This is a genomic window from Nocardioides sp., assembly GCF_036274455.1.
Classification (GTDB): Bacteria; Actinomycetota; Actinomycetes; order Propionibacteriales; family Nocardioidaceae; genus Nocardioides.
The window spans coordinates 13,414-29,252 of sequence record NZ_DASUFR010000224.1 but is presented as its reverse complement, the minus strand read 5'-3'; the positions used below and the strand labels follow the sequence as shown (position 1 = coordinate 29,252).

17 protein-coding genes are annotated in these 15,839 nt (G+C 71.1%); 7 read left to right on the top strand and 10 right to left on the bottom strand.

The genetic code is table 11. The features are described from left to right. Both VFV89_RS21505 and VFV89_RS21500 read left to right on the top strand, forming a co-directional pair. The coding region (locus tag VFV89_RS21505; protein WP_329708031.1) for a succinate dehydrogenase/fumarate reductase iron-sulfur subunit at window positions 1-509 on the top strand (509 nt) is incomplete at its 5' end. 85 nt (window positions 510-594) lie between these two features. Next, window positions 595-1,098, top strand: coding sequence for a hypothetical protein (locus VFV89_RS21500; protein WP_329708030.1), 504 nt, complete (start codon window positions 595-597; stop codon window positions 1,096-1,098). Between the two features lie 91 nt (window positions 1,099-1,189). Here VFV89_RS21500 and VFV89_RS21495 read toward each other — a convergent pair whose 3' ends face one another. The 4 genes from VFV89_RS21495 to trpS are packed head-to-tail and all read right to left on the bottom strand — an operon-like array spanning window position 1,190 to window position 4,678. After that, the gene (locus VFV89_RS21495; protein WP_329708029.1) at window positions 1,190-1,960 is read right to left on the bottom strand and encodes an aldo/keto reductase; all 771 of its coding nucleotides are present in this window, start codon (window positions 1,958-1,960) and stop codon (window positions 1,190-1,192) included. A gap of 21 nt (window positions 1,961-1,981) precedes the next feature. Beyond that, window positions 1,982-3,040, bottom strand: coding sequence for a YihY/virulence factor BrkB family protein (locus VFV89_RS21490; RefSeq protein ID WP_329708028.1), 1,059 nt, complete (start codon window positions 3,038-3,040; stop codon window positions 1,982-1,984). A gap of 5 nt (window positions 3,041-3,045) precedes the next feature. Beyond that, window positions 3,046-3,564 (bottom strand): 2'-5' RNA ligase family protein, encoded by a 519-nt coding sequence (locus VFV89_RS21485; RefSeq protein WP_329708027.1) that lies wholly within the window; start codon window positions 3,562-3,564, stop codon window positions 3,046-3,048. A gap of 49 nt (window positions 3,565-3,613) precedes the next feature. Next, window positions 3,614-4,678, bottom strand: coding sequence for a tryptophan--tRNA ligase (gene trpS, locus VFV89_RS21480; protein ID WP_329708026.1), 1,065 nt, complete (start codon window positions 4,676-4,678; stop codon window positions 3,614-3,616). A gap of 2 nt (window positions 4,679-4,680) precedes the next feature. On the opposite strand from trpS, the gene VFV89_RS21475 reads away from it, so the two are divergent. The 3 genes from VFV89_RS21475 to VFV89_RS21465 are packed head-to-tail and all read left to right on the top strand — an operon-like array spanning window position 4,681 to window position 7,377. Next, entirely contained in the window at window positions 4,681-5,112 is a 432-nt protein-coding gene (locus VFV89_RS21475; protein WP_329708025.1) for an ester cyclase, read from the top strand. Then, window positions 5,109-6,128 carry an App1 family protein gene (locus VFV89_RS21470; RefSeq protein WP_329708024.1) on the top strand — a complete coding sequence of 340 codons (1,020 nt, stop codon included), beginning with the start codon at window positions 5,109-5,111 and terminating at the stop codon, window positions 6,126-6,128. The genes VFV89_RS21475 and VFV89_RS21470 overlap by 4 nt, the downstream gene beginning before the upstream one ends. A gap of 58 nt (window positions 6,129-6,186) precedes the next feature. After that, a complete protein-coding gene (locus VFV89_RS21465) occupies window positions 6,187-7,377 on the top strand; it encodes a GNAT family N-acetyltransferase (protein ID WP_329708023.1) in 1,191 nt (396 codons plus the stop codon). Here the strand turns inward: VFV89_RS21465 and VFV89_RS21460 are convergent. The 3 genes from VFV89_RS21460 to VFV89_RS21450 are packed head-to-tail and all read right to left on the bottom strand — an operon-like array spanning window position 7,260 to window position 11,286. Continuing rightward, window positions 7,260-8,492: an MFS transporter gene (locus VFV89_RS21460; protein WP_329708022.1), complete on the bottom strand. Its 1,233-nt coding sequence runs from the start codon at window positions 8,490-8,492 to the stop codon at window positions 7,260-7,262. The genes VFV89_RS21465 and VFV89_RS21460 overlap by 118 nt on opposite strands. 50 nt (window positions 8,493-8,542) lie before the next feature. Next, a complete protein-coding gene (locus VFV89_RS21455; protein ID WP_329708021.1) occupies window positions 8,543-9,064 on the bottom strand; it encodes a hypothetical protein in 522 nt (173 codons plus the stop codon). Then, on the bottom strand, window positions 9,061-11,286 hold the full coding sequence (locus VFV89_RS21450; RefSeq protein WP_329708020.1) for an NADP-dependent isocitrate dehydrogenase: 2,226 nt from the start codon (window positions 11,284-11,286) through the stop codon (window positions 9,061-9,063). Before VFV89_RS21450 ends, VFV89_RS21455 begins: the two co-directional genes overlap by 4 nt. Before the next feature lie 173 nt (window positions 11,287-11,459). Between VFV89_RS21450 and VFV89_RS21445 the strand changes: the two genes are divergently transcribed. Further along, a complete protein-coding gene (locus VFV89_RS21445; RefSeq protein WP_329708019.1) occupies window positions 11,460-12,503 on the top strand; it encodes an aquaporin in 1,044 nt (347 codons plus the stop codon). On the opposite strand, the gene VFV89_RS21440 is transcribed toward VFV89_RS21445, so the two are convergent. After that, window positions 12,415-13,218: a hypothetical protein gene (locus VFV89_RS21440; RefSeq protein WP_329708018.1), complete on the bottom strand. Its 804-nt coding sequence runs from the start codon at window positions 13,216-13,218 to the stop codon at window positions 12,415-12,417. The genes VFV89_RS21445 and VFV89_RS21440 overlap by 89 nt on opposite strands. A 91-nt stretch (window positions 13,219-13,309) precedes the next feature. Here VFV89_RS21440 and VFV89_RS21435 point away from each other — a divergent pair, with 91 nt between their 5' ends. Next, on the top strand, window positions 13,310-14,296 hold the full coding sequence (locus tag VFV89_RS21435; RefSeq protein ID WP_329708017.1) for a malate dehydrogenase: 987 nt from the start codon (window positions 13,310-13,312) through the stop codon (window positions 14,294-14,296). Window positions 14,297-14,535: 239 nt separating this feature from the next. Here VFV89_RS21435 and VFV89_RS21430 read toward each other — a convergent pair whose 3' ends face one another. Then, window positions 14,536-14,934, bottom strand: a complete 399-nt coding sequence (locus tag VFV89_RS21430; protein WP_329708016.1) for a DUF3017 domain-containing protein — start codon at window positions 14,932-14,934, stop codon at window positions 14,536-14,538. 5 nt (window positions 14,935-14,939) lie between these two features. Further along, window positions 14,940-15,785, bottom strand: a complete 846-nt coding sequence (locus VFV89_RS21425) for a bifunctional methylenetetrahydrofolate dehydrogenase/methenyltetrahydrofolate cyclohydrolase (protein ID WP_329708015.1) — start codon at window positions 15,783-15,785, stop codon at window positions 14,940-14,942. Between the last annotated feature and the right edge of the window lie 54 nt (window positions 15,786-15,839).

The following is a 15,839-nucleotide window of genomic DNA, read 5'->3' as shown; positions in this document are numbered from 1 at the left end:
TCACCACCACCTGCCAGCTGCACATGCGCTCGTTCAAGGACGGCGACAAGATCACCATCGAGCCCTGGCGCTCGTCGGCGTTCCCGGTGCTCAAGGACCTCGTGGTCAATCGCTCCGCGTTCGACCGGATCATCCAGCAGGGTGGCTACATCTCGGTGAACACCGGCGCCGCCCCCGACGCCCACGCCACCCCGGTGCCGAAGGAGAAGGCCGACCGCGCATTCGACGCCGCCACCTGCATCGCCTGCGGCGCCTGCGTCGCTGCCTGCCCCAACGGCTCCGCCTCCCTCTTCCTGGGCGCCAAGATCACCCACCTCGGCGAGCTCCCCCAGGGCCAGGCCGAGCGCGACCTCCGCGTCGTGCACATGGTCGGCCAGCACGACGCCGAGGGGTTCGGCAGCTGCACCAACATCGGCGAGTGCAGCGCCGCCTGCCCGAAGGAGATCCCGCTCGACGTGATCTCGCGCCTCAACTGGGACCTGCACGCCGCGATGCGGCACGGGTTCTGACGAGCCCGAGACCGTAGCCAGGCCCCTCCCCGAGTGGGACCATGCGACGAGGCCCTTCGTTGTAGGGCCTGGGGGGGTATTCCAAATGAACATTCGCACCATCGCGCGCACAACCGTCGCTCTCGTCGCGGGAGGCGGCATGGGCCTGGCCGTCTGGAGTCCCGCAGGCGCGGCGCCTCCGACTCGGATGCCGGTCGAGTTCCACGGGACCGGAACCATCGACTGCGGCACGTTCCAGGACAACTTCGTCGACGACTTCTTCGGCGATCAGGCGATCTACGTCGACCGCACCGGCGAACCGATCCGCATCGTCACCCACTGGACGCACACGTCGACCGACACCAACTCCGTCACCGGTCTCGCGCTGCACGAGCACGGGCACTTCACCGAGACCATCGACGTGGTGACCGGCACCTTCACCTACACCGGGAGCCAGGAGGTCCTGAACCGCCCCGGCTTCGGGGTCATCATCCAGGACACGGGCCGCCAGGTGTACGACGCGGACGGCAACCTGATCTTCTTCGCGGGTGGGCGAAACCACAGCGAGGTGATCCAGGGAGACGAGCTGTTCTGCGAGGGCCTTGCCTGACGGTGGCCGAGGTGCGAGGCCGTTCACGGCCGAGCCTCGAAGCCTCCGCAGGGAAGGCACCCGCGCACGTCCCAGCACCGGGTCACCGGGCTCAGCCGCTGAGGCCGTCCATGGTCGCCATGTCCTCGTCGGTGAGGGCGAAGCCGGCCACGTCGAAGTTCGACCGGATCCGCTCGGGATGGACCGACTTGGGGATCACGACGAACCCGTGCTGCAGGTGCCACCGGATGATCACCTGGGCCGTCGTGCGGCCGAGCCGCTCCGCGATCGCGACGATGGCCGGGTGGTCGAGGGTGCCACCGCGCAGGGCGCTGTAGCCCTCCAGCACGACGTTGCGCTCCTGGTGCTCGGAGACGACCGCGGCGTCATAGAGCAACGGGCTCCACTCGATCTGGTTGACCGCGGGCACGACCCCGGCGGCCTTCGAGACCTCGTCGATCAGCTGGGCGTCGAAGTTGCTCACGCCGATCTCCCGGGCCAGCCCGCCCTCCTGGGCCTCGACGAGTGCTTGCCACAGGTCCACGTTGACCGACCCGCGGCCGGGCCAGTGGATCAGCCAGAGATCGACATGGTCGGTCTGCAGCAGCTCCAGGCTCTTGCGCAGGGTCTCGAGCTCCCGCCCGGCACGGTCGGGCGGGCACTTCGTGGTGACGAACACCTCATCGCGCGGCACCCCGCTCTCGGCCAACGCCCGGCCGACCTCACGCTCGTTGCCGTAGACGGTGGCCGTGTCGAGGTGGCGGTAGCCGACCTCCAGCGCAGTGCTGGAAGCACGGAAGGCGTCGTCGCCGGTGATCTGCCAGGTGCCGAAGCCGAGCAGGGGCATCCGCGAGCCGGTGGTCAGGGTGACGGTGTCGGTCATGGCCGCGATGCTAGTGAGCGGTCACCGGGCCTCACCGCGGCCGGCCCGGGCGATGGCGGTCGCCGCCGCGACGCCGAGCGCGGCTCCCGCCGCGAACGCTCCTCGCCTGGCACGGCTGCCGGGCCCGTTCGCGGCGGTCAGCGCGTCGGCCGACGCCAGCTGTGGTCCCTGGACCGGGTCGGCGGGCTCGACGACCCGCTCGTCGCGGGCCCTCGGGTGCGTCCAGGCCCACGAGGCGGCGTAGAGGATGATCCGCGAGAAGTAGTTGATCCAGACCAGCAGGATCAGCGCGATGCCGAACACCTGGAACGCCGGGTTGCCCTGGGTGACCTTGAGCAGCAGCCCCGAGACCTGCTTGAGGATCTCGAAGCCGACCGCCCCGAGGAGCGCGCCCGACCACATCGCCCGCCACGGGAGCTGTGGAGCCGCCAGCAGCCGGAACATCGAGAGGAACAGCACGGCGTTGGCGAGCAGGCCGAGCACGATCGTGAGGATGTCGACCAGCCAGCCGAGCTCGGTGCCGAGCCCTGCCCAGCCGAGCAGGTCGTTGGAGAAGCCGGACACCACGCCGGTGAACCCGACGGCGACCAGCAGCACGGTCCCGATGATCACCAGCGTCACGAGGTCGCGGACCTTGCCCATCACGAAGTTGGGCTGCTCGCGGGCCGGCAGCACGAAGACGGTGACCAGCGCGTCACGCAGGGCCGACAGCCAGCCCAACCCGGCGTAGAGCAGACCCACGAGGCCGATCAGCCCGACCGTGGCGGCGGAGTCCTCGATGTCGGAGAGCTGGATCTGGTTCGCGCCGTCGCCGATCATCCCGGGGAACATCTGGTTGATCGCGCTGACCAGGGTGTCCTGGGCGTCCGGGAACACCTTGGAGATCCAGCCGACGACGAAGAAGGCCAGCGCGAGCACCGGGAAGACCGACAGGAAGCCGAAGTAGGTCACCGCGCCGGCCCACTGGCTGGCCTTGGTCTCCCCGTAGTGCTCCTGGGTCCGCACGGCGTGGTCGAGCACGGGGTGGTGCTGCCGCAACGCGGTGGTGCGGCGCTTCACCCGGTCGACGAGGCCGGCCATGGCCGTCAGGTACCCGGGTTGAGCGCGAAGCAGCGCGTCGGGGTCCAGCCCCGCTCCTCGTCGTGCACGTAGAGCCCCATGTGCTCGACCACGAACTCGCACTCGAACTCGGCGAGCTCGGAGAAGGCCCGGTCGAGCCGCTCCTCGGAGAGGTGGTGGGCGATGGTGACGTGCGGGTGGTAGGGGAAGTGCAGGTCGATCGCCAGCGGTCCGCGACGTACGGCGTCCGCGAGCTGCTCGAACTGTGAGATCCCCTCGGCCAGCGCCACGAAGACGACCGGCGAGACCGGCCGGAAGGACCCGGTGCCGCGCAGGTGCACGTCGAAGGTGGCCATGTCGGCCGCGACGGCGACCAGGTGCGCCTCGAGCTTCTCCAGCTCGTCGTCGTCGACCTCGGTCGGAGGGACGAGGGTGATGTGGGTCGGGATCGTGGCCGCCATCGTGTCGCCGACGCCGGTCCGGTAGTCCTGGAGCTCGGTGGCCCATGGCTCCGGGATGGCCACCGCCACTCCGATCGTCGCCATCGTCTGAATCTACTCGCGGTCGTCGCTCTGTCTGCTGTCGGCCCGCTGCTCAGCGTGGCGTCGCCACGAACCCCACTCGCTGGTAGATGTCCTCGAGAGTGACCTGGGCCACCGACTGCGCCTGCAGCCGGCCCTGCTCGAGCACCTGGGTCAGGTGGACCTGGTCGTCGAGGAGCTCGAGGGTGCGGTCACGGAACGGCGTCACGAAGTCGACGACCACGTCGGCCAGGTCCTTCTTGAGGTCGCCGTAGCCCTTGCCGGAGTACTGCTCCTCGAGGTCGGCGATGCTGGTGGCGGTCAGCGAGCTGTAGATGGTGAGCAGGTTGCTGATCCCGGGCTTGCCCTCGGGGTCGAAGCGGATGTCGCTGCCGGAGTCGGTCACCGCACTGCGGATCTTCTTGGCGCTCAGCGCCGGGTCGTCGAGCATCTCGATGATCCCCTGCGGCGACGACGCCGACTTCGACATCTTCGCGGTGGGGTTCTGGAGGTCGCCGATCTTGGCCGTGGCCTTGAGGATGTAGGGCTCGGGCAGCCGGAAGGTCTTCTTGTAGCGGCTGTTGAACCGCTGGGCCAGGTCCCGGGTCAGCTCGAGGTGCTGGCGCTGGTCCTCACCGACCGGGACGTAGTGCGGCCGGTAGAGCAGGATGTCGGCGGCCTGGAGCACGGGGTAGGTGAACAGGCCGACGCTGGACGCGCCCTCGCCACCCTTGGCCGACTTGTCCTTGAACTGGGTCATCCGGCGCGCCTCGCCGAAGCCGGTCAGGCACTGCAGCACCCACGCGGCCTGGGCGTGGGCCGGGATCTGGCTCTGGATGAAGATCGCCGACCGGGCCGGGTCGATGCCCATGGCGAGCAGCTGGGCGGCGGCGCGCAGCGTGCGCTCGCGCAGGGCCTTGGGGTCCTGCTCGACGGTGATGGCGTGCAGGTCGGCGATGAAGAAGAAGGGTGCGTGGTCGCGCTGGAGGTCCACCCACTGCCGCAGCGCCCCGAGGTAGTTGCCGAAGTGGAAGGAGTCGGCGGTCGGCTGGATCCCGCTCAGCACGCGGGGCCGGGCACCGCCCGAGACGACGTCGGGGACGCTGACCTCGGGCTCCGTGGTTGGCGCGGCTGGCATGGGTGGCATTCTCCATGGTCGTGACCGTCATCGCCGACCTGGTCCACAGCTTCTACCACGACCTGTGGAACCGGTGGGACGACTCCCGTGTGGACGCGGTCCTCGCGCCGTCGTTCGAGTTCCGCGGGTCGCTCGGCGTCTCGACGGTGGGGCGCGACGGCTGGCGGACCTACCGCGACACCATCCGCGCCGGCGCCGAGGACTTCCACAACACGGTCCTCACCCTCGTGTGTGACGGCTCCTCGGCCGCCGCCCGCCTCCTCTACTCCGGCACCCACACCGGGCTGCTGCTCGGCATCGAGGCCACCGGACGGCGGTTCGAGTACGCCGGGGCGGCGTTCTTCGCCGCGACCGACGGGCTGCTGACCAGCGCCTGGGTGCTGGGCGACCTCACCAGCCTGGAGCGGCAGCTGCGCCCTAACGTTGGGCCGTGAGCCGTTGGCTTGTCGCACTGGAGCGTGCCTGGGACGCAGCGCGGCTGCGCCGGCCCGGCGCGCCGGTCGACTTCCGGATCGAGCCGTACGTCGGGCACGGCGGGCCGCAGGGTGTGGTCGTCCGCGGCCGAGTGGTCGACGACCCACCGCCCACCGAGGCCGAGGAGGGCGAGGGAGTCGGCGCGGCGGTGCTGCGCACCGTGAGCCAGTTCTTCACCGACGAGCTCCCCGGCGTACCCCTGCGGGTCACGGTCGCGGACGCGGTGAGCGAGGTGGTCACCGACCAGGAGGGCTACTTCTTCGCCCGGCTCGAGCCTTCGGCGGAGGCGCTGAGGTCGCCGTGGACGGTCGGTGAGGTCGAGCTCGCCGGCCCCTACCGCACCCTGACCGGGATCCACACCGCGCCCGTCGAGGTGCGGGTCCCGGCCCCCGACGCCCGCTTCGGTGTGATCTCGGACATCGACGACACGATCCTCGAGACCGGGGTGCAGCGGATCGGGCACATGGTGCGGCAGACGTTCACCGGATCCGCGCTGACCCGTACGCCGTTCCCGGGTGCCGCGGAGCTCTACCGGGACCTGGCCGCGGAGACCAACCCGGTCTTCTACGTCTCCTCGAGCCCGTGGAACCTGCACTCCTTCCTCATCGCCTTCCTCCGGCACCGGGGCTTCCCGCTCGGTCCGGTGCTCCTCCGCGACCTGCTCGGCACCGGCTCCGGCCGGGAGCCGAAGCACGTGCGGATCAACGAGATCCTCGAGCTGCACCCCGAGCTCCGGTTCGTGCTGATCGGCGACTCCGGCGAGGAGGACCCGCAGATCTATGCCGACATCGTGCGCACCCACCCCGACCGGATCCTCGCCGTCTACATCCGCGAGGTGCGGCTCGACCCCGGGGACGGCCGGGTGGAGAAGATCGCCGACGCCTGGGACGTCGACGTCCCGTTCGTCCTGGCCGCCGACTCCGACGTCGTACGCCGGCACGCCGAGCAGCTCGGGCTGCTCACCTCGCCGACCTGATCCGATCGCTGACCCAATCGGCTTGCCTCCCAAGCCTCCGGTCGACCACCCTGCCCGGGTGTCCGCTCCACTGACCGCACCCACCCTCACCGACGGAGTCATCACGATCCGTGCGCACCGCTCGGACGACCTGCCGCGCGTGGTCGAGCAGTGCCTTGACCCTGAGTCCATCGCCTGGACCATGGTGCCCACGCCGTACGACGCCCGGGAGGCCGAGGAGTTCGCGCTGCACCTCATGCCCCAGGGCTGGCTCGACGGGAGCGAGTGGGGGTTCGCGGTCGAGCTCGAGGGCCGCTACGCCGGCACTGTCTCGCTGCGCAACGAAGGCCCCGGACGGGCCGAGATCGCGTTCGGGTCGCACCCGGACGTGCGCGGCACCGGCGCCATCGAGCGCGGCTGCCGGCTGCTGCTCGAGTGGGGGTTCGCCCAGCTCGACCTGGAGACGATCGTCTGGCGGGCGTTCACCGGAAACTGGGCGAGCCGGAAGCTCGCCTGGCGGCTGGGGTTCACCCAGGAGGGGACACTGCGCCAGTACCTCCCGCAGCGCGGCGCCGGACGGCGCGACGCCTGGGTCGGCACCCTGCTGCGCGACGACCCCCGCGAGCCGCGGACCACCTGGCTCGAGGTGCCGGTGATCGAGGGCGACGGGTTCCGCCTCCGGCCGGTCCGCGTGGACGACGCCCCGCGCATCCAGGAGGGCACCGCGGAGCCGGACGCCGAGCACTGGCTGGGTCACAAGCCGGCGCCGTACACGATGGACGACGCGCGCGCCTACGTCGAGCGACGCCGCGAGCACGAGGCCACGGGCCAGGCGATGACGTGGGCGGTCGCCGACGGCGACGACGACGACCGCATCCTCGGCACGGTCCTGTGGTTCAACTGGGTGCCTGAGGTCGAGTGCGAGCTCGGCTACTGGCTGCACCCCGATGCGCGCGGCCGGGGCCTCGCGACCGCGGCCTGCCGGCTCGCGCTCGACCACGTCTTCGAGTCGCTGGGTGTCCGGCGGGTGACGGCGTTCGCGGCCGCCGCCAACACCGCGTCACGGGCCGTGATCGAGAGGCTGGGCTTCCGCTTCTACGGCATCGAGCGGTCCGGCGCGCAGGTGCGCGACGGCTGGGTGGACATGGCGCTCTACGACGTGACGGCCTCGGAGTGGGCCGCCGGCCGGCGGTCCAGCGCGAACCCGACCGCGAGCACCGCGAACCCGGCCAGCGAGAGCAGCACGCCGATCGCCAGCGGCGACCGGTAGCCGAAGCCGGCGGCGATCGTCACGCCGCCGAGCCACGCGCCCAGCGCGTTGCCGATGTTGAGCGAGCCGTGGCTGAGCGCGGCCCCGATCGTCTCGGCGTGCTCGGCCGCGTCGATGAGCCGCATCATCAGACCCAGTGCCAGGACCGACCCGAAGGTGGTGACCGCGAAGAGTGCCGGCAGCGACGCATAGCCGTACGGCGCCAGCAGCCAGGCCACCAGGAGGCTGACGGCGAGGGCGACCGGCGCGCCGAGCAGGGAAATGCGCAGCGACCAGTCCATCGCCCGGCCCGCCACCCAGTTGCCGAACACCATCCCGACACCGAGGGTCAGGAGGAAGACCGGGACCGCGGAGTCGGGGAGGTCGGCGACGCGGGTCGCCAGCGGAGCGACGTAGGAGAACAGCGCGAACATCCCACCGAAGCCGATCGCGCCGGCCACGATCGCGAACCACACCTGCGGCTTGCGCAGGGCCAGCAGCTCGCGGCGCCCGGTCGCCTCCGGGTTGCCCGGACAGTCCGGCACGAAGGCCAGCACCATCGCGATGGTCAGCCCGGCCAGCGCGGCCACCACCCAGTAGGACGCGCGCCACCCCAGCGTCTGGCCGAGCCAGGTCGCGGCCGGCACCCCGACGACGTTGGCCACCGGCAGCCCCATCAGCACCAGCGCGATGGCCCGGCCGCGACGCTCCGGCGCGACCATGCTGGCGGCGACCAGGGACGCCACGCCGAAGTAGCCGCCGTGCGGCAGCCCGTCGAAGAACCGGGCGACGACCAGCGTCGGGTAGTTGGGGGCGAGCGCGCTCAGCGCGTTGAATGCGGCGTAGGCCGCCATCAGTCCCACCAGCAGCTTCTGGCGGGGCAGCCTCGCACCGAAGTAGGCGACGACCGGCGCGCCGACGACCACGCCCAGCGCATATGCCGAGATGACCCGGCCCGCCACCGGGATCGACACGTCGACGCCGTCGGCCAGCTGGGGCAGCACGCCCATGGTGACGAACTCGGTCGTGCCGATCGCGAACCCGCCGGTGGCGAGGGCGAGCACGGCGAGGGCGAAGCTCCGCGGGCGCACCGCTGCGCCGACCGCGTCCGGCGCCTCGGTCGTCGTCTGGGACATCGTCACCATCGTCCTAGCCCGATGCCCCTGACACCTATTCCTCGACGGTCCTACGGCGCGGTGCCGACCACCGTGGGCTGGGCCTGCACCAGGAAGACCTCGCCCGAGGCCGGCGCGCAGGCCCGGCCGGCGTAGTCGCCGACGGGCGCCGAGCCACCGCCGAGCTCGATCGTCTGCTGGCTGCGGGCCACGATGTCCCGGTCGGGGTCGTAGACCTTGAGCTGGTCGGTCGGGCCGACCCGCTCCACGCTCGCCTCGTAGTCGGCCGGCCAGACAAGGTCGACCGTGGAGCCGTCTGCGTCGGCCAGCCGCAGGCACCCGTCGTCGCCGAGGACCAGGTGCCCGGTGACCTGCGTGGTCATCGCGTCGTCCCCCGGCTTCCAGTCCGAGGTCACGATCTGCAGCCGGGTGCCGCTGACCAGCTGCTCCTTGTTGTAGTGGAAGTGCAGGAAGGCGAACCCGGCCGCCGCGATCAGGAACGGGACGACGATGCAGACGGCGTACCCGACCGGGGTCAGCGTCCGCCGGCCGATGTCCGGTGGCTGCGGGGTGTGCGTCGGTGCCTCGGTCACAGGGATGAGAGTGCCTCGTTGAAGGTCTTCGAGGGCCGCATCACCGCGGAGGCCTTCTCCGGGTCCGGCCGGAAGTAGCCGCCGATGTCGGCCGGGCCGCCCTGGACCGCGAGCAGCTCCTCGACGATCTGCTGCTCCTGGGCGGCCAGCATCTCGGCCAGCGGCTTGAACGCGGCCGCGAGGTCGCTGTCGTCGTCCTGGGCGGCGAGCTCCTGGGCCCAGTAGAGGGCCAGGTAGAAGTGCGAGCCGCGGTTGTCGATGCCGCCGAGCCTGCGGGTCGGAGACTTGTCGTTCTCGAGGAAGGTGCCGGTGGCCCGGTCGAGGGTGTCGGCGAGGACCTGGGCGCCGTGGTTGCCGGCGAAGCCGGCGAGGTGCTCGAAGGACGCGGCCAGCGCGAAGAACTCACCGAGGCTGTCCCAGCGCAGGTAGTTCTCCTTGACCAGCTGCTGCACGTGCTTGGGGGCCGAGCCGCCGGCGCCGGTCTCGAACAGGCCGCCGCCGTTCATCAGCGGGACGATCGACAGCATCTTGGCCGACGTGCCGAGCTCGAGGATCGGGAAGAGGTCGGTGTTGTAGTCGCGCAGCACGTTGCCGGTGACCGAGATGGTGTCCTCGCCCCTGCGGATCCGCTCCACGGCGTGGGCCGCGGCGGCAGCGGGCGCCATGATCTCGATGTCGAGCCCGCTGCCCTCGCCGATCGACGCAGCGTGCTCGGGGAGGTACTGCTTCACCTTGGCGATCAGGTTGGCGTCGTGTGCCCGGCCCTCGTCGAGCCAGAACACTGCCGGGGTGCCGCTCGCGCGGGCCCGGGTGACGGCGAGCTTGACCCAGTCGCGGATGGCGTCGTCCTTGGTCTGGCAGGCGCGCCAGATGTCACCGGGCTCGACGGTGTGCTCGAGGAGCGTCTCGCCGGCACTGGTGACGACCCGGACCACCCCGGCCGCCGGGACCTCGAAGGTCTTGTCGTGCGAGCCGTACTCCTCGGCCGCCTTGGCCATCAGCCCGACGTTGGGGACCGAGCCCATCGTGGCCGGGTCGAGGGCGCCGTGGGCGCGGCAGTCGTCGATGACGGCCTGGTAGACGCCGGCGTAGCACGAGTCCGGGATCACCGCCAGGGTGTCGTGCTCCTCGCCGTCCGGGCCCCACATGTGGCCCGAGGTGCGGATCATGGCCGGCATCGAGGCGTCGACGATCACGTCGGAGGGGACGTGCAGGTTGGTGATGCCCTTGTCGGAGTCGACCATGGCCAGGTCGGGGCCGTCGTCGAGCCCCTGCTGGACCGCGGCCTTGATCGCCTCGCCCTCGGGCAGTGCCTCGACCGCGGAGAGGAGGGCGCCGAGGCCGTCGTTGGGGGTGATCCCCGCCTTCGCCAGCGCGTCGCCGTACTGCTCGAACAGCGTCGGGAAGAACGCCTGCACGACGTGGCCGAAGATGATCGGGTCCGAGACCTTCATCATCGTGGCCTTGAGGTGCACCGAGAACAGCACGTCCTCGGCCTTGGCCCGGGCGATCTGCTCGGTCAGGAAGCGGCGCAGCGCCGCGACGTTCATGAAGGTGCCGTCCACGACCTCGCCGGCCAGGACCTTCAGCTCGGGCTTGAGCACCGTGACCGTGCCGTCCGCGGCCTCGTGCTCGATGCGCAGCGTGTCGTCGGCCTCGATGACCACCGACTGCTCGTTGGAGCGGAAGTCGTCCTTGCCCATGGTCGCGACGTTGGTCTTCGACTCCGGGCTCCAGGCACCCATCCGGTGCGGGTGCGCCCTGGCGTAGGCCTTGACCGAGGCGGGCGCCCGCCGGTCGGAGTTGCCCTGGCGCAGCACCGGGTTGACCGCCGAGCCCTTGACCTTGTCGTAGCGGGCGCGGACCTCCTGCTCCTCGGGCGTCCGCGGGTCCTCGGGGTAGTCAGGCAGCTCGTAGCCCAGCTCCCGGAGCTCCTTGATCGCCGCCTTCAGCTGCGGGACCGATGCCGAGATGTTGGGCAGCTTGATGATGTTCGCCTCGGGGCGCAGCGTGAGCTCGCCGAGCTCCTCCAGCGCGTCGTCGGTCCGCTGCTCCTCGGTCAGCACGTCGGCGAACTGCGCGATGATCCGTCCCGCCAGCGAGATGTCGCGGGTCTCCACGTCCACTCCGGCCTTGGCGGCGTACGCCTGGATGATCGGCAGGAACGAGTACGTCGCCAGCAGCGGCGCCTCGTCGGTGTGGGTGTAGATGATCGTGGCCATCGCGTCGTCGCTCCTGTGCGGCTGCGGGGTGTCGTCCCGAAGAGGTTCGATGTCTTGACGTCAAGATACCTGACGCAGCCCGGGCGGTGTCACCCGGGTGCGTGGGTCCCGGCCAGCCTCGCACGCGTCTGCGCCAACCCCAACCGGGGCGTCAGGATGGCTAGGCTGCGGCCATGGCCGACACTTCCACCACTGTCCAGAAGGTCGCCGCCGAGGCGCTCGGGACCTTCGTGCTCGTGTTCATCGGTTGCTGGGCCGCGATCAGCACCGGCGCCGATGTGCCAGCCACGGGGTTCGCGTTCGGCATCACCGTGCTGACGGGGGCGTACGCGTTCGGCCGCATCTCGGGTGCACACTTCAACCCCGCGGTGTCGGTCGGCGCCGCACTCGGTGGCCGGATGGCCTGGCGCCAGGTGCCCACCTACGTCGGAGCCCAGCTCGGCGGCGCGATCGTCGCGGGTCTCGCCCTGTTCGCCCTCGTGCACGGCATCGCCGGCTACGACGTCGGGACCGACGGGCTGGCCCAGAACCACTACGGCGACCAGAGCCCCGCCGACTTCGCGTGGTGGGCGGCCTTCCTCGTCGAGGCGGCCCTGACCGCGATCTTCGTCTACGTCATCCTCGCGGTGACCGACGGCCGCAACGAGCACCCGGCGCTGGCGCCGGCCGCCATCGGTCTCGCGCTCGCGATGATCCACTTCGCCTCGATCAACCTGACCGGGACCTCGGTCAACCCGGCCCGCTCGATCGGTGTCGGCCTCTTCGCCGGCAGTGACGCGATCGTCCAGCTCTGGCTGTTCATCGTGGCGCCACTGGTCGGAGCGGCGATCGCCGGCGTCACCTACCCGCTGCTGTTCGGCCACGACACCGAGCCGGTGTCGGGCTCGGGCTGGCGGTTCGCCAGGCCCGCGGCCGCCGCGGTGCCGGGGTACGGCGCGCCGGACCAGTTCCAGCAGGAGTGGAACCAGCAGGCGGTGGAGCAGGCCGCCTGGGAGCAGGAGCCGATCATCCAGGACGGCTGGCAGTGGGACCACGCCGCGCAGGAGTGGAAGCCGCTCGAGCAGTGGCAGCCCGCGTCTCCCCCGGCCCAGCACGCCGCGCCGCCGGCGGGCCACGAGCCGACCCAGATCACCCCGAGGGTGCCCGAGCCCACCGCCGACCCGGCCCATCCGGCGGAGCAGCCGCCGACGGACCCGTCGTCCCGCCCGCCCCAGTAGCAGGCCCGCTGACCGACTCCAGCTCTGCGAGGTAGGCCGGTCCCTCGGTCGACTCCTCCTCGACCAGCCCGACACCGCGGGCGAAGAACCTGCGCCGCACGCTGTCGGGCTGAAGTGCGTCGGTGACGTCGATGCCGAGCAGGTCGGTGTAGCGCCCGGCCGGCACCGACTCGCTCTGGTCGAGGGTCACCACGGACTGCCGGACGTCGACGACGCCGGCGCCGTACGCCGCCTGCCAGCCGTCGCCGACCCGCGGTGTGGCCGGCATCGCCAGCCCGGCCTCGGCGCCGTCCCCGGCCCGCCACACCCCCTCGCGACCGAACCACCACACGTTCCCGCTGCGGTCCTGTGCGTAGTAGTCGCGGGTGCGGACCGGGGTGCCGTGGGGTTGTCCGTCCAGCGCCGGGGTGGTCAGCGTCTCGACCACGGTGGTGGCGACGCCGGCCACCCGCTCGTGGTCCGGGAGCACGGTGACCGAGAGCAGGTAGTCGAGGTCCTCGGTGCGCAGCGTGTAGCTCCACACCGCGCTCGGGGCGTAGGGCAGCCACGGGTTGTCGATGGTCGTCACGAAGTCCGCGGGGTCCGGCGACGCCGTGGGGATCACCAGCCCGTCGATCCCCGTGGGCGGGCTCTGCGGCGACTCCGAGCCGCAGCCGGTCGCGGCGAGGACGGCCACCAGAGCGAGCGCGACGTACCGGTTCGGTCGCCTCGCCACCTGGCCATCGTGGCAAACCCGTCCGCTGCTAGCGTCACCAACGTCACCTTCCCGACCCAGGCCCGACTCTGGCCCGACTCAGGAGAACGTCGTGAGCTCTTCCCCTCTCAAGGTCGCCGTCACCGGCGCAGCCGGCCAGATCGGCTACAGCCTGCTGTTCCGTCTCGCGAGCGGTGCGCTGGCGGGGGACCGCCCGATCGAGCTCCGGCTCCTCGAGATCGAGCCTGCGCTCAAGGCGCTCGAGGGCGTCGTCATGGAGCTCGACGACTGCGCGTTCCCGCTCCTCGCCGGTGTCGAGATCGGTGCCGACCCGAGGCAGATCTTCGACGGGGTCAACCTCGCACTCCTGGTCGGCGCCCGTCCGCGCGGCCCGGGCATGGAGCGCAGCGACCTGCTCTCGGCCAACGGCGCGATCTTCACCGAGCAGGGCAAGGCGCTCAACGACGTGGCCGCCGACGACGTCCGGATCGGCGTGACCGGCAACCCGGCCAACACCAACGCCCTGATCGCGATGTCCAACGCTCCCGACATCCCGCGGCAACGGTTCTCGGCGCTGACCCGCCTCGACCACAACCGCGCGATCTCGCAGCTCGCCGCCAAGACCGGGGCCGCGGTCACCGACATCACCCACATGACGATCTGGGGCAACCACTCCGCCACCCAGTACCCCGACCTCTTCCACGCGCTGGTCGGCGGCCGGAACGCCGCCGAGGTCGTCAACGACCAGGACTGGGTGGAGAAGACCTTCATCCCGACCGTGGCCAAGCGCGGCGCGGCGATCATCGACGCCCGTGGGTCGTCCTCGGCGGCCTCGGCAGCGTCGGCAACCATCGACGCCGCGCGTGACTGGCTGTTCGGCTCGGCCGAGGGTGACTGGGTCTCGATGGCGGTCGCCTCGGACGGCTCCTACGACGTCCCCGAGGGGCTCGTGTCGTCGTTCCCGGTCACCACCAAGGACGGGGAATGGACCATCGTCTCGGGCCTCGAGATCGACGACTTCTCCCGCGGCCGGATCGACGCCTCGGTCGCCGAGCTCGGCGAGGAGCGCGACGCCGTCACGGAGCTCGGGCTGATCTGAGCCGTCCGACGAAGGAGGACGGGTCAGACAAGCCCGAGGGTCGAGCAGCGCGCACGGCTGAGCTTGCGAAGCCGTGACCGCGCGTGTCGAGACACCCGTCGCCGGCGCGCGGACTGGACTCAGGTCAGTGCCAGCCGAAGCTGCGGAGGTCTCGACACGCTCCGTCCTGACCTCGCACGCTCGGTCGCGGTCGCTGCTCGACCGCCGATGAGCTGACCTGACCTCGTTCCTCGGTCAGCTCAGCTCGGCTGGTTCGGGATCGTCGTCAGCAGGAAGAAGATCGCGATGCCCGCCCCAGCGAGCAGGGTCGCGTCGAATAACCTGTTCCGGACCGCGAGCATGCCGGCGTCCTTGGCGGGCAGCACCAGCCGGGTCACGGCGGCGAAGCAGAGACCGGCAGCCAGGCACTGGATGCCGATCCGCCACTCGCCGCCCCAGACGAGCGCGATACCGATCGCGGCGAGCGCCAGCACCACCAGGTAGAACGCGCCACCGATCGTCGACGGGTAGCGCCGCTCCGCCTGCTGCTCGTCCGCCGCCGCGTCGAGCTCGCCGGCGATCTCCTCGGGTGAGGGCACCGGCTCCGCGGGCTTCTCTTCGGGCGGCTCCGCGGAGGGCTCGGCGGGCTCGTCGGTCACGGAGCTCAACCTGCCGCCCGCTCCGCCGAGAGCACGATGTTGGTCAGCAGCATCGCCCGGGTCATCGGGCCCACACCGCCGGGGTTGGGCGACACCCAGCCCGCGACGTCCCACACGTCGGAGGCCACGTCGCCGGCGATCTTGCCGTCGACCCGCGACACGCCGACGTCGAGGACGGCGGCACCCGGCTTGACCATCTCAGCGGTGATGATGCCGGGGACCCCCGCCGCGGCCACGATGATGTCGGCGTTGCGGGTGTGGGCCGCGAGGTCGCGCGTCCGCGTGTGGCACAGCGTCACGGTCGCGTTCTCGGACTTGCGCGTGAGCAGGAGCCCCATCGGACGACCCACCGTCAGCCCGCGGCCCAGCACGGTCACCTCGGCCCCCTCGAGCTCGATGCCGTGCCGGCGCAGCAGCTCGATGCAGCCGATCGGCGTGCACGGCAGTGAGCCCGGCTCGTTGAGGACGAGCTTGCCGAGGTTGACCGGGTGCAGCCCGTCGACGTCCTTGTCCGGGTCGACCCGCGAGAGCAGCGCGAACTCGTCGAGCCCGGTGGGTTGCTGGACCAGGAAGCCGGTGCAGGCGGGGTCGGCGTTGAGCTCGTCGATCACCGCCTCGACCTCGGACTGGGTCGCCGTGGCCGGCAGGTCGCGGCGGATCGACTCGATGCCGATCTCGGCGCAGTCCTTGTGCTTGGCGGAGACATACCACTGCGAGCCGGGGTCGTCGCCCACCAGCACCGTGCCGAGGCCGGGCACGATGCCCCGCTCGCGCAGCTTGGCCACCCGCTCGGTGAGCTCGGCCTTGATCGCCGTGAGGGTGGCGGCCCCGTCCAGCTTCTGTGCGGTCATGGTGTCTTGCGATCTCCTGTGTGCTGCGGTGGTCTCAGCAGGCTCGACCCGAGC

Coding starts and splice junctions, on each gene's coding strand:
- VFV89_RS21460 (WP_329708022.1), bottom strand. CDS start 8,492: ATGTCCCAGACGACGACCGAGGCGCCGGACGCGGTCGGCGCAGCGGTG.
- VFV89_RS21450 (WP_329708020.1), bottom strand. CDS start 11,286: ATGGCCACGATCATCTACACCCACACCGACGAGGCGCCGCTGCTGGCG.
- VFV89_RS21485 (WP_329708027.1), bottom strand. CDS start 3,564: ATGGCGACGATCGGAGTGGCGGTGGCCATCCCGGAGCCATGGGCCACC.
- VFV89_RS21425 (WP_329708015.1), bottom strand. CDS start 15,785: ATGACCGCACAGAAGCTGGACGGGGCCGCCACCCTCACGGCGATCAAG.
- VFV89_RS21490 (WP_329708028.1), bottom strand. CDS start 3,040: ATGGCCGGCCTCGTCGACCGGGTGAAGCGCCGCACCACCGCGTTGCGG.
- VFV89_RS21500 (WP_329708030.1), top strand. CDS start 595: ATGAACATTCGCACCATCGCGCGCACAACCGTCGCTCTCGTCGCGGGA.
- VFV89_RS21445 (WP_329708019.1), top strand. CDS start 11,460: ATGGCCGACACTTCCACCACTGTCCAGAAGGTCGCCGCCGAGGCGCTC.
- trpS (WP_329708026.1), bottom strand. CDS start 4,678: ATGCCAGCCGCGCCAACCACGGAGCCCGAGGTCAGCGTCCCCGACGTC.
- VFV89_RS21495 (WP_329708029.1), bottom strand. CDS start 1,960: ATGACCGACACCGTCACCCTGACCACCGGCTCGCGGATGCCCCTGCTC.